Origin of the sequence: Enterobacter cloacae complex sp. P6RS, from assembly GCF_014982245.1 — a bacterium.
Classification (GTDB): Bacteria; Pseudomonadota; Gammaproteobacteria; order Enterobacterales; family Enterobacteriaceae; genus Enterobacter; species Enterobacter bugandensis.
Map to the genome: position 1 here is coordinate 48,617 of NZ_JADCLB010000025.1, position 13,551 is coordinate 62,167.

Genomic DNA, 13,551 nt, shown 5'->3' on the forward strand with positions numbered 1-13,551 from the left:
CCCCAATACTGTTGGTATATCCATAAGAGACTCTGACATAGCCATGCCTGAACACTATCGTTATTCCTTGCCCGTCAAAGCGGGCGACCAGCGCCAGCTGGGTGAACTCACGGGCGCGGCGTGCGCCACGCTGGTGGCAGAAATCGCTGAGCGGCACCCTGGCCCGGTGGTGCTGGTTGCCCCGGATATGCAAAACGCCCTGCGCCTGCACGACGAAATTCGCCAGTTCACCGATAGCCTGGTGTTCAGCCTGGCCGACTGGGAAACGCTGCCGTATGACAGTTTCTCCCCGCATCAGGAGATCATCTCCTCGCGCCTGTCGACGCTCTATCAACTCCCGACCATGCAGCGCGGCGTGCTGATTGTGCCGGTGAATACCCTGATGCAGCGCGTCTGTCCGCACAGCTATCTGCACGGCCACGCGCTGGTGATGAAAAAAGGCCAGCGCCTGTCTCGCGACACCCTGCGAGACCAGCTTGACGGTGCCGGATATCGCCATGTCGATCAGGTCATGGAGCACGGGGAATATGCCACCCGCGGCGCGCTGCTCGACCTTTACCCGATGGGCAGCGACCAGCCGTATCGTCTGGATTTCTTTGATGATGAAATCGACAGCCTGCGCGTGTTCGATGCCGACACCCAGCGCACGCTGGAAGAGGTGGAATCCATCAATTTACTGCCTGCCCACGAGTTCCCGACGGACAAAACCGCCATCGAGCTGTTCCGCAGCCAGTGGCGCGACAGGTTTGACGTAAAGCGTGATGCAGAACATATCTATCAGCAGGTCAGCAAAGGTACGCTCCCGGCCGGAATCGAATACTGGCAGCCGCTGTTCTTCAGCGAGCCGCTGCCCGCCCTGTTCAGCTACTTCCCGGCGAATACGCTGATTGTGAACACCGGGGATATCGACGCCAGCGCCAGCCGCTTTGAAAGCGAAACCCGCGCGCGCTTCGAAAACCGGGGCGTTGACCCGATGCGTCCGCTCCTGCCGCCGGAAGCGCTGTGGCTGCGCACCGACGAACTCAACGCCGAGCTGAAGCGCTGGCCGCGCATGCAGCTGAAAACCGATTCGCTTGCTGATAAGGCCGCCAACACCAACCTCGCCTTTCGGACGCTGCCGGATCTGGCCGTACAGGCACAGCAGAAATCCCCGCTGGATAATCTGCGCAAGTTCCTGGAGTCCTTTACCGGCCCGGTGGTGTTCTCCGTTGAGAGCGAAGGCCGCCGCGAAGCTTTGGGTGAGCTGCTGGGACGCATTAAGGTGGCGCCGAAGCGCATTCTTCGCCTGAGCGAAGCAACCGGAAACGGTCGTTATCTGATGATCGGCGCCGCCGAGCACGGGTTCATCGACACGCTCAACAACCTGGCGCTGATTTGCGAAAGCGACCTGCTGGGCGAGCGCGTCGCGCGCCGCCGCCAGGACAGCCGTCGGACCATCAACCCGGACACGCTGATCCGCAACCTGGCCGAGCTGCATCCGGGCCAGCCGATTGTGCACCTGGAGCATGGCGTTGGCCGCTATCAGGGGATGACCACGCTGGAAGCGGGCGGTATCAAAGGTGAATACCTGATGCTGACCTACGCCAACGACGCCAAACTTTATGTACCGGTCTCGTCGCTGCACCTGATCAGCCGCTATGCGGGCGGCGCGGAGGAAAATGCGCCACTGCACAAGCTGGGCGGCGATGCCTGGGCGCGCGCGCGCCAGAAGGCCGCGGAAAAAGTGCGCGACGTGGCCGCCGAGCTGCTGGATATCTACGCCCAGCGCGCGGCCAAAGAGGGCTTCGCCTTTAAGCATGACAAGGAACAGTATCAGCTGTTCTGCGACAGCTTCCCGTTTGAAACCACGCCGGATCAGGCCCAGGCGATCAATGCCGTGCTGAGCGACATGTGCCAGCCGCTGGCAATGGACCGTTTAGTCTGCGGCGACGTCGGCTTCGGTAAAACCGAAGTGGCGATGCGCGCCGCCTTCCTTGCGGTTGAAAACAACAAGCAGGTAGCGGTGCTGGTGCCAACCACCCTGCTCGCTCAGCAGCACTTCGACAACTTCCGTGACCGCTTCGCCAACTGGCCGGTACGCATCGAGATGCTGTCGCGTTTTCGCAGCACCAAAGAGCAGACGCAGATCCTGGAGCAGGCAAGCGAAGGCAAGATCGATATTCTGATCGGCACCCATAAGCTGCTGCAAAGCGACGTGAAGTGGAAAGATTTGGGGCTGCTGATCGTCGACGAAGAGCACCGCTTCGGGGTGCGCCATAAAGAGCGCATCAAAGCGATGCGCGCGGACGTCGACATCCTGACCCTGACCGCGACACCGATCCCGCGAACCCTGAACATGGCGATGAGCGGCATGCGCGATCTGTCGATTATCGCCACGCCGCCGGCGCGTCGTCTGGCGGTAAAAACCTTTGTCCGCGAGTACGACAATCTGGTGGTGCGTGAGGCCATTCTGCGTGAGGTGCTGCGCGGGGGTCAGGTCTATTACCTGTATAACGATGTCGAAAATATCCAGAAAGCCGCCGACAGGCTGGCGGAACTGGTACCGGAAGCGCGTGTTGCCATCGGTCACGGACAGATGCGCGAACGCGAGCTGGAGCGGGTGATGAACGACTTCCACCACCAGCGCTTTAACGTGCTGGTGTGTACCACCATCATCGAAACCGGGATCGACATTCCAACGGCGAACACGATTATCATCGAACGCGCGGATCACTTCGGCCTGGCCCAGCTTCACCAGCTGCGCGGCCGCGTCGGGCGTTCGCACCATCAGGCCTACGCCTGGCTGCTGACGCCGCATCCGAAAGCGATGACCACCGACGCGCAAAAGCGCCTGGAAGCCATCGCCTCGCTGGAAGACCTCGGCGCAGGCTTCGCGCTGGCCACGCACGACCTGGAGATCCGCGGCGCGGGTGAACTGCTGGGTGAGGACCAGAGCGGCTCCATGGAGACCATCGGCTTCTCGCTCTATATGGAGCTGCTGGAAAACGCGGTGGACGCCCTGAAGGCCGGGCGCGAGCCGTCTCTGGAAGATTTGACCAGCCAGCAAACCGAGGTCGAGCTGCGAATGCCTTCCCTGCTGCCGGATGATTTCATTCCGGACGTGAATACCCGACTGTCGTTCTACAAGCGCATCGCCAGCGCGAAGACGGAAAACGAGCTGGAAGAAATTAAGGTTGAGCTGATCGACCGCTTCGGCCTGCTGCCAGATGCTGCGCGTAACCTGCTGGATATCGCGCGCCTGCGCCAGCAGGCGCAGAAGCTGGGCATTCGCAAGCTTGAGGGCAACGAAAAAGGCGGCGTTATTGAATTTGCCGAGAAGAACCACGTCAACCCGATGTGGCTGATCGGCCTGCTGCAAAAACAGCCGCAGCACTTCCGTCTTGATGGCCCGACGCGACTGAAATTTACCCAGGAGCTGACGGAGCGCAAAACGCGCATGGACTGGGTGCGTAACTTTATGCGTCAGCTGGAAGAGAACGCTGTCGCGTAACTCGCCCTTCCCCCCGTTAGCGCAGTGCTGGCGGGGGGACAATTTACAAACTCTTTGCACTTCACCCGATCTTCCCGACACACCCATTCGCCATAATTATCTTTAACCCCTTATAAAACAATAACCTTATCATTTATACGGATTATGGTGATGATGACCTCTTCGCGTTTTACCCGCTGGATAACCCTGTTTGCGCTGGCAGCCACCGTCGCGGTTGCGCTTCCTGCGCGGGCAAACACCTGGCCCCTTCCCCCGCCCGGCAGCAAGGTGGTGGGCGAAAACCGTTTTCATGTGGTTGAAAACAATGGTGGCTCACTGGAAGCGATAGCCAAAAAATATAACGTCGGTTTTCTGGCCCTGCTGCAGGCGAACCCCGGCGTCGATCCGTACGTCCCGCGCGCGGGCAGCGTACTGACCATTCCGTTACAGACTATCCTGCCGGACGCTCCGCGGGAGGGGATCGTGATCAACCTGGCGGAGTTGCGTTTGTACTATTACCCGCCGGGTAAAAATGAGGTTACCGTCTACCCTATCGGTATTGGTCAACTGGGCGGCGATACGCTGACGCCGACGATGGTCACCACCGTCTCGGATAAACGCGCCAACCCAACCTGGACGCCGACGGCCAACATTCGCGCCCGCTATAAGGCCCAGGGCATCGATCTTCCTGCCGTGGTTCCGGCAGGCCCGGATAACCCGATGGGTCATCACGCGATCCGCCTTGCCGCATATGGCGGTGTGTACCTGCTGCACGGTACGAACGCGGATTTTGGCATCGGCATGCGCGTCAGCTCCGGCTGCATTCGTCTGCGCGATGACGATATCAAAACGCTGTTTAACGTCGTTACGCCGGGAACGAAGGTGAATATTATCAATACGCCGATTAAGGTCTCTGAAGAGCCAGGCGGCGTGCGGCTGGTTGAGATTCACCAGCCGCTATCAAAAAATATCGGCGACGATCCCCAGACATTACCCATTAACCTGAATGCCGTGATGGTGAGCTTCAAAACGAATGCGAATACCGATAGCCTGGTGATGGAGCGCGCGATGGAAGCGCGGTCAGGCATGCCGACCGATGTCACCCGGCATCACGATGTCGTCCAGCAGTCCATGTAAGACGGAAAGTAAAACGCCCTGCACGTCTGCTTTACTTAAGGCTCGCGTGACTTAAACCTGAACGGATATTTAGATGACACATAAAGCACTGAACGATCGTATCGTCGGTGCTTTTTTTCTGGCAGGAAATCCCGGATACATAATCAACATCATTAAAAACACCTTATAGTCTGTGAAAATTCTCAGCGGCACACAAATATAGCATTCCTGTCGGGAAGGGATACGTATCGGCATATATAAGTGGTAGATTCCTGGAGAGTCCTTCAATGATTTTAATTTATTATATGCACCCCAGTGCTTTTTGTTCCTGTAATCAAAAGACAAATCAATATCCACCACCATTAACGCAAGCATTACACCGAGGGCCAAATCATCATAATAAAATACAGATTTATGAGGTAAAATAAGATCGATTAGTTCATTCATCATTACAGCCCCATGTGCTGGTAAGCTTTATCACTCTGTAGCCAGGTAATAAATACGCCTGCAGCCGTAAACAATCCAGTACATATTACAAACAGAATAACCAGGAACCCGCCAGAAATATCTTCACCCTCGTTAACGCTGAAACCAAACATAGTTAATATAACAGCGAAAAATAACATCATTCCGGATAGTCCGGCGGAAGACCACGGTGGAGTGTACATTTTTTCCGCCGGATAATCGGGCTGATGGGTTAATCTGGATGATACCGCCGTAATAGAAAACTTTTTCTGTTCGGATGCCGCCACAAACTGGTCACCCTGTGCATACGTTACTGCATCTGATGCCAGCGCCAGTGCCAGCCACGGATACCCTGCAGAATGCTCACCGAGCGACATTTCAAGCTCCAGCCGATCCGGTACGACTTTTTTTTCGTCCAGCACTTCCAGCAGCGGATACTTTTCTGTGCGCGTTAAACCGGTATACCAGATCTGTTTGGGTTTACTGACAGCCTCCGCACGCAGATAAACAGGTACTGCATTTTCTACGTCAATAACCCCCGTCATCGGTTGATAAAGATAAACAGGTTTTTCTCCTTCCGTTTTAACGTAGTAATTCGTCAGGAGAAGCGCGGTAGCATTCTCCATCCACTTGCATTCCCCTTCTTCAGTATGCAAATCTACACAGATAAGCAGGCGTTCAACGACGTAGCCGTTCGTCTGTTTTATCCACTCTGTGACTAACGTATAGTCCGGGCATTCATGCAAAAATGTGATTTTTTTGGTTGAAATCCCGGAACGTTCAAGCACACGCCGGAGTTCATCGCTACAGGATTCATCCCCACCTCGCACCCATACAAGCGCTTCAATCTGCCTGTACCGGGAGAGTTTTTCCATCATCGGCTCCAGGAGGTGGATAATTGCCTGCCCGGCTCGCGTGAAATCGAATGATTTATCCAGGTCAATTTTCAACGGCATTTTGGCGGCCAGCGGAAACTCCCCCTCCAGTTTCAACATGTTCAGTGCCAGTTCCTTTGTTGCCTTTGGCGGGGTCAGTATCGACCAGCCAGCCAGGATGATGTTACGCCTGGCATAGCTGACAACCTTGTATTCCTGCCGTGCCGCAATCAATAACCGCGTTTCTATGTAGTGTCTGTGCGCGTTATACGCAATACAGAACGCCTGTACTAAAAAGGTTACTACAGCGACAGGTATTACCACGGCATCAACAAGAAAACCTGAATCAACATGTTTATTACCCGGCCAGGTGACAGCCCGGATACCAGTACAAACAATCACCACGAGCACATAGACGACACACACACCAATAGTGGGAAAGTCATGTTTAAATTCGTTCTGCTTAGGGTAAAGCCACCAGTTCATCACACGGCCCCCGCAGTGGGCAGTGTGGTGCGAATAACACAGCCGCACGCCGCTTTACAGCCATCCACGACCACGCCCCGGCCGTTCATCGTCCATGTCGGATGGCTCTCTTTAATGGGGAACGTCCCCTTGTGTTCGGGACACATCACCTCATCCCCTTTCAGCGCGACAGGCATGCCCATAAACTGCGCGCCTGACGCCTTAATTACCTTCCCGCCGCTCACCAGCGGGTCATTCAGTCGAATTACGCCGTTCATCAGTATCCTTTCCTTCCTGCGTCCATATCGCAGCGCATATGGTCCCAGCCGGTATAATCTTTCACTTCCGGTACTTTATCGGGTAAGCCCTGATAGTTAGTCTTAAACTGGGCTGTATCCTCTTTCAGACCTTGTTTAGTTATGTAGTCCAGCCCCCATGCAGGGCCAGCATTGCTTGGCTCCAGCTTACCGTTTACCTTACCTCCCATACCGTCATCCACGGTATATTCAATCCCAGGACCACCGGGCTGAATGCGCGGGTCATCAAACGGTTTGGACGACATATACAGTCGATGTTTGGTCTGCAAAAAACCCTGATCGTTGACCACTGTGAAGGAAAGAGCATCTTCCTGCTGTGGGGCATTCATTCCATTAAGATCATTTTCACCAGGGGAAAACTGTGCAATTTGCCAGGTCTGCCCATAATCTTTCGAAACCCTAAATCCACCAACACCCCAACCAGTTATTGCAATATATTTCTCAGATGGATGGACATATTTTTGGGTAAATATCCGGTAAAACTGGCTGACAGGCTCCGTGTGGATACCCCGCAGTGTATCCGTATACCAGAGCTCGCCCTCACAGTCCCAGCCCTTCAGCTCCAGATAACGGTGATCGTCAAACCGATAAACCACCTGCGTCGGCGGCTCTGAAGCCTTGCAACCGGCCACCAGCAGCAGCGCGGTCAGCACTGAAAAAAGTCCTTTCATGGCTATCTCCCTGCATCCATATTGCATTGCATATGGTCCCAGCCGGTATAATCTTTCACTTCCGGTACTTTATCGGGTAAGCCCTGATAGTTAGCCTTAAACTGGGCTATATCCTCTTTCAGACCTTGTTTAGTTATGTAGTCCAGCCCCCAGGCTGGACCAGGTGAACGGGGTTCCAGAACTTGCACAGTCCCGTCCTGTAGCTTGTAAGTAATGCCGGGTCCACCCGTAGCGAGACGAGGATCATCAAACGGCTTGGACGACATATATAGTCGGTGTTTGGTCTGCAAAAAACCCTGATCGTTGACGACAGTGAAGGAAATAATGTCGTCGTAAGGAGGCGAAGAATCACCGTTAGGCTCGTTTTCTCTGGGAGCAAACGCCGAAGGATACCAGGTTTGCCCATAATCTTTCGAAACCATAGCCCCTGGAGAATCCCATGTAGGAATAGCAATATAACGTTCAGAAGGATGAATAAATTTTTTGGTGTAAATCCGGTAAAACTGACTGACAGGCTCAGAGTGAATACCCCGTTGTGTATCGGTGAACCAGAGTTCACCTTCACAGTCCCAGCCCTTCAACTCCAGATAACGATGGCCATCGAACCGGTACACTACCTGCGTCGGTGGTTCTGAAGCCTGGCAACCGGCCACCAGCAGCGCGGTCAGCACTGAATAAAGTCCTTTCATCTTTTAACGCCCCGCATCCATATCACAGCGCATATGGTCCCAGCCGGTGTATCCCTTCACTTCCGGAACCTTATCGGGTTGATTCTGCCAATTGGTTTTAAGTTGCTCAGTAGAGCCTTCTAAACCTTGTTTGGTCATATACACCATTCCCCAAGGCCAGCCAGGTGAACGAGGTTCCACTTTCCCGCTTACCTTTTGCCCAGTTCCGTCGTCAACGGTATATTCAATCCCAGGACCACCAGCGGCAAGGCGCGGGTCGTCAAACGGTTTGGACGACATATACAGTCGATGTTTGGTCTGCAAAAAACCCTGATCGTTGACGACCGTGAAGGAAAGAACATCTTCCTGCTGTGGGGCATTCATTCCATTAAGATCATTTTCACCAGGGGAAAACTGTGCAATTTGCCAGGTCTGCCCATAATCTTTCGAAACCCTAAATCCACCAACACCCCAACCAGTTATTGCAATATATTTCTCAGATGGATGGACATATTTTTTGGTAAATATCCGGTAAAACTGGCTGACAGGCTCCGTGTGGATACCCCGCAGTGTATCCGTGTACCAGAGTTCACCCTCGCAGTCCCAGCCCTTCAGCTCAAGATAACGATGGTCATCGAACCGGTACACTACCTGCGTTGGCGGCTCTGAAGCCTTGCAACCTGCGGCCACCAGCACTGACACCAGGGCAATACCTGCTGTACGTTCTATCTTCATGCTTGTCTCCCTGTCACGATTCCCACCACGATTTTTGTTTCGCTATTCCCAGGTCGCTGTCAGATTTTGGCTTAGGCATATCCCATTGTAGATTTGCCACTTCCTGATTCCCTGTTGCCAGATCACGGGATGGCTTAACCGACGTGGCATTGTTAAACTGGTTTTCCACGCCGAACTCACCTTTAGGCAGAACATCTTCAGGTTTATTCATAAACCATTTTGTTGTTTCATCATTCAACTTTCCGGTTCTGTAATAATCTACAGCTGACTTGAACCCATTCTGCGGGTCTCGCCAGTCTGCGCGGTGTAACAAGCCTTCCCAGAACTTACCCGCCTGATAGTCAAAGGACTTGCACTGACCGATAGCCAGGTCGAACGCCATCGCGTGCGACGGTGCAAATTCACTGGCGACGATAGAAGAGTGCTGGCTGTAGCCTACCGGATCGGTGTTCTGCCACTCCTTTTCAAGTTCGTCACGGGATTTAAGCCAGGTCAGCGTCAGCTGAGAAAAATCTCTCGTTCCCGTCACTTCACCGCGAATAACTTCATGCCCCCGGTCAAAACTTTCCACCTGCAGCTCATTCGGCGTTAATACATGACCCGGTTGCCAGCTGATACGCTGATAGTTATCAAGCGTATAGCTAGCCGATGCCGTGCGCGAAATGGCACTGGCTTTAGCTGAATAGGAAATGTAAGCGTCAGGACTGTCTGGGTCGATATACGCGGTGTACGGTTTATCACTGGTCTTCGGATCGTTATCCGGATGGTTATCCTGCCCCATGAGTTTGAAAATAAACGGCTCCGGCAGTTCTTCGCCGTTAATCACCACATCGCTGTACGAATATCCCGCATTCATCACCGGCGTGGTACTGAAATCCCCCTTTCGCTCCGGTGCCATCTTAAACGGCTCCGTCTCCAGTCGCCCTACCCAGCGGTGCTGGCAGAACACACGCTGACGCAGGTTAGGAATGCCAGCAGCTAACTTATCGGGAATACCCCGCCAGCCAAATCCCTGGATGTTTTGCAGGGAGACGGTACCGTCCTGCGGACACCAGTAGTTATAAACCTTACCGTTATTGTCACGACGATACTTAGCATCCTTCCTCAATGGGTTATCGGAAGGCTTGCGTGATGCGCAGCTGGCTTCCATCGCCAGCATATCCGCGTCTGACAGATCACCGCCTTTGTACTGAGTGCCCATCAATGCACAAAAATGTTTAAACGTTTCCTGACGGGCAAACGCCGTCTGGTGATGACCGGGCTGGGCGTCTTCACTGAGACGTCCTTCCAGCGAATACGGTGAGTGGTTCAGAATGGTGCAATTAACCGGATCAAAACTCTCCTGTTTGACCAGCATATTTGCCAGCATGGTGATAATCGTGCCCTGGCTGTGCGCCACTACATTAATAACATCCTTCCCGGTCACTGGATTTCGGCGGATAGTCAGGATCAAATCCGCCAGCCGCTGCGCGGCAAAGAATTGATAGATACGGTGCGGGTTCGGAAAGATGGGGTGCGTGTAATCGCCGCCGTTCATGTGTAATGTGGCAAACCCTGCGGCGGCCAGCGCCGCGCCACCAGCTCCCGGTCCTAACATATCGGGGATGTTGGTTGTCGCATTGGCAAACGTCCCTCCACCTTTGGCAAAATTCGTATCGAGGGCGTTTTTGAAATTATCGTTCTGGTACTTATACGCGCCTTTGCCGTCGTTACCCAGTGCCGCTTTTTTCTTCTCGTCATTCTCCTGATAAGCATCAAACGACAGGTGCGCATTGTTTCCCTGCCTGTAAACCTCTTCCCTGTAGCGTTGCTGGTCTGCAACGTAATCCTCATGCGTTATCGGCTTGTATCCCCAGTAAAACGGGATAACCGGTGAACGGCCGGGGTGCGCAATTCTATATTCCCCCCATTCATGCGCGTAAAAATCCTGACGATTAAGACGCTTACTCAGGCCCGCAAGAATGCCTTTCTCCTGATTCTGATACGCTTCGCCCACGTCATTCACCCCGTGGACCAGAATTACAATCCCCGGCATCGGGCGCGGCACGCCAACGCGACGGGTCTGGGCCACCTCCCCCAAATCTTTGTGTACCGGAATATCCCCTTCTGATATGACCCGTGGGGCATACGGGCTTTGTCTGGCTTCCGTCATTCCATTAACTCCATTTTGTAGGTGTCCAGGTCATCAGCATCGAGTAATGCTGAATGGCCGTTGCTGTCCGTTATGCCTTCCACCACTTTTCCGGCCGAGCTGGTCAGCCTGAATTTTTTGTTCGCGAGAATTTGCTCCGGGTCATCTCCGGCGTGCAGCTGGTAGCGGAGCTTAAATGCGCCCTGATTGAACGACGGGACCGTGACATGCGCGCTTTCCGGGCCGTCATACTTAAGATTTGGCCCTTTCAGTTCGATTCCCGTCGGCGAGAAGATGGTGACCAGTCCGTTCGGACTGACGCGTATTCCGCCACCGCCACAGACCAGCTGTATGCCTTGCTTGGCGCTGCCGTTCAGTTGCCCGGCGGTGCTCGCCATCGTGAAATCATTCTGCGAGAGCATATGCATGGCACCGCGCTGGGCCTGCGTCGTGATATCCCCGGCACCGGCAATCATCTGAATGCCGAGCTTGCGGGCAAACAGCGAGAGTTTTTCCCCCACGGCCAGAGAGAATTTTTTCACCACGTTTACGCTGGTATCCTGGCCCGCAGTCACAATCACATCTTTCCCGGCAGACAGTTGCAGACTGTCCGGCGTGACGTGTGCCTGCCCTTTGTCGGCATATGTAAGCAGACCCGGCCCTGCCAGATTACTCAGCACCTGGTTCAGCTGGTTTTGCTGATCGGTTTCCACATTACTGGCCCCGGCCGTCAGTGCGCTTTGTTGCAGCGTCATTGCCAGCGACAACGCTTTCTCCAGCTGCGCAATGGCGGCCGTCATATCCAGTTGCTTACCCACAGCACGCGGTTGCGCCTCCGTGGTGATCATCACCCCTTTGGCCGCACGGAGCGCCATGTGATTGTCAGTACGCGCTTCCACACCTTCACCGCGCTGTTTTCCCTCCGCGTCAACGAGGTGGCCAGCGCTGACCTGACTCTTGCCGTACTCCGTGGAAATCTTGATGTGTTCCTGACCGCGGCGGTCCTCCAGGCGGATTTTGTTTGAAGCAGCAGTGCGGATCACGTTGCGGGTGTCGTTGCGGTTTGTAACCAGATCAGGGTGCGCGCCGTCATGCATGACATGCGCAATAAAGGGCCGGTCCGGATCGCCGCCTTCAAAGGCTACAGCCACTTCTGTGCCGTCCAGCAGCGGGAAATGAAAACCAAACACATCCCCGCCGTACGGTCTGCCCAGACGCATCAGCGCACTTTCAAAACAGTCACGTTTCTCGTCGAGGTCAAAATCAAACTTCACGCGATATCGGCCCCGGGCATCGACTCCGGCATAAGTGTGATCCCGATTGATGGCCGCCACGCGACCGGGTACCGTACCGGCAATCACCGGTCGCGGCAGATATTCCGGACGATAGCTGTAGCCGTTCAGATAAGGGATCCCTTTCAGGATGGCGCGGTAGTGCTGTGCGCGACTGCCGGATAGCGTCATTGTGGTGACAAGAAAACCGTGCTTAAACCCGTCAGGAATATCCCCTGTCGGGTGGAACATCACACCCGGCAGCAGTGCCGGGTCACTGGTTGTTCCACCCAGCACACTCTGTTTGTTCAGCAGGCGCTCATAGCGCAGGCGCGCGTAGAACGTGGCTGTTTCCGCCTCTTCACCGTAAAAATCGCCGTTCTCCAGATAATGATCGGCATAGTGATACTGTTTGCCGCTAGTTATCCCGTCGGGAATATCATTATCGAAAATGGTTTTATCCGCCTGTGGCGAAAATGGATTGCGGTAGTTATACGTACGCACCAGCACGCTTTCGGGAATGAGTTCGTATTGTTCTTCGAGCTCGGTAATGTATTCTTCATGACTGGTCATGCCGGAATGGCGGACGTACGGCAGCGGCTTATCGCTGAAGACATAGCGGCGGCCACCGTCACCAAAGATAACCACCGTTTCGCCCTGCACCTTGTCGTGGTTTTCAAAGCGGAACCAGATCCCTACCTCGGCCAGCAGACGGCGGATAAACTGGAGATCGGTTTCCTTCCACTGAATGACCATTTCCCTTCGGGGATAGCTGCGACTCAGCTGGTCAAAATCAATGTTGTAGCCTTCAAACAGACTGCTTTCCTTCATCAGCTGAGTGACGAGCTCGGGTACGGTTACATCCATGTACACGGCCGAGCGGTAATTTCGGTCCAGCAGCGCCAGTTCATGCTCCAGCACACACTCGTACAGGGCTTCATCGGCAGATGACTTCAGACGGGAAAACGACGTGATCACCCCGTTAATCTGGCGCACCGGCAGCCAGGGCTCCTGATCGTACCAGCCTGCTTTCGGATTCGGGGCACGCAGAATAAATTCCGCGCTCTGATTGAGGACTTCGTTGACTGCAATGTTTGATGTTGGGCTGGTAAAGCGGATGGTGTAGCGGTAGGGCTTACTGAGTTCTTCTTCCCCGGTAAAAGAGTGAACATCCGGTAAAACAGATTTGCCTCGTGTAAAATACAGTAAATAACGGTTTAACGTATCCTGTTGCTGAACAATGCCTGATGGTCCTTCCATCGCCAAATATCCCTGTTAAAAAATGACTTTTTATTAAAAATACAATACGCCCACAGTCCATTTAATAAAACGCCATTCCGTAACACATCACAGAATGTTTCAAAATTC

The 13,551-nt window shown here is 54.2% G+C and carries 10 protein-coding genes; 2 read left to right on the top strand and 8 right to left on the bottom strand.

Features of this window, described 5'->3' with window-relative positions:
• The first annotated feature begins 43 nt into the window (after positions 1-43).
• Both mfd and INF73_RS18505 read left to right on the top strand, forming a co-directional pair.
• Positions 44-3,490 (top strand): transcription-repair coupling factor, encoded by a 3,447-nt coding sequence (mfd, locus tag INF73_RS18500; protein WP_193540668.1) that lies wholly within the window; start codon positions 44-46, stop codon positions 3,488-3,490.
• 150 nt (positions 3,491-3,640) lie between these two features.
• Complete coding sequence (locus INF73_RS18505; protein WP_193540666.1) at positions 3,641-4,606, top strand: L,D-transpeptidase family protein; 966 nt, start codon at positions 3,641-3,643, stop codon at positions 4,604-4,606.
• A gap of 69 nt (positions 4,607-4,675) precedes the next feature.
• Here the strand turns inward: INF73_RS18505 and INF73_RS18510 are convergent, their stop codons facing one another.
• The 8 genes from INF73_RS18510 to INF73_RS18545 are packed head-to-tail and all read right to left on the bottom strand — an operon-like array spanning position 4,676 to position 13,443.
• The gene (locus INF73_RS18510; protein ID WP_193540664.1) at positions 4,676-5,035 is read right to left on the bottom strand and encodes a hypothetical protein; all 360 of its coding nucleotides are present in this window, start codon (positions 5,033-5,035) and stop codon (positions 4,676-4,678) included.
• The gene (locus tag INF73_RS18515; protein ID WP_045261629.1) at positions 5,035-6,411 is read right to left on the bottom strand and encodes a hypothetical protein; all 1,377 of its coding nucleotides are present in this window, start codon (positions 6,409-6,411) and stop codon (positions 5,035-5,037) included. Before INF73_RS18515 ends, INF73_RS18510 begins: the two co-directional genes overlap by 1 nt.
• Positions 6,411-6,668, bottom strand: a complete 258-nt coding sequence (locus INF73_RS18520) for a PAAR domain-containing protein (RefSeq protein ID WP_032639699.1) — start codon at positions 6,666-6,668, stop codon at positions 6,411-6,413. Before INF73_RS18520 ends, INF73_RS18515 begins: the two co-directional genes overlap by 1 nt.
• Positions 6,668-7,378: a hypothetical protein gene (locus INF73_RS18525; protein WP_045261630.1), complete on the bottom strand. Its 711-nt coding sequence runs from the start codon at positions 7,376-7,378 to the stop codon at positions 6,668-6,670. Before INF73_RS18525 ends, INF73_RS18520 begins: the two co-directional genes overlap by 1 nt.
• A gap of 2 nt (positions 7,379-7,380) precedes the next feature.
• Entirely contained in the window at positions 7,381-8,067 is a 687-nt protein-coding gene (locus INF73_RS18530) for a hypothetical protein (RefSeq protein WP_045261631.1), read from the bottom strand.
• Positions 8,068-8,070: 3 nt separating this feature from the next.
• Positions 8,071-8,781 (bottom strand): hypothetical protein, encoded by a 711-nt coding sequence (locus tag INF73_RS18535; protein WP_045261632.1) that lies wholly within the window; start codon positions 8,779-8,781, stop codon positions 8,071-8,073.
• Between the two features lie 13 nt (positions 8,782-8,794).
• Positions 8,795-10,933, bottom strand: coding sequence for a DUF3274 domain-containing protein (locus INF73_RS18540; protein ID WP_193540662.1), 2,139 nt, complete (start codon positions 10,931-10,933; stop codon positions 8,795-8,797).
• Complete coding sequence (locus INF73_RS18545) at positions 10,930-13,443, bottom strand: type VI secretion system Vgr family protein (RefSeq protein ID WP_193540660.1); 2,514 nt, start codon at positions 13,441-13,443, stop codon at positions 10,930-10,932. Before INF73_RS18545 ends, INF73_RS18540 begins: the two co-directional genes overlap by 4 nt.
• Between the last annotated feature and the right edge of the window lie 108 nt (positions 13,444-13,551).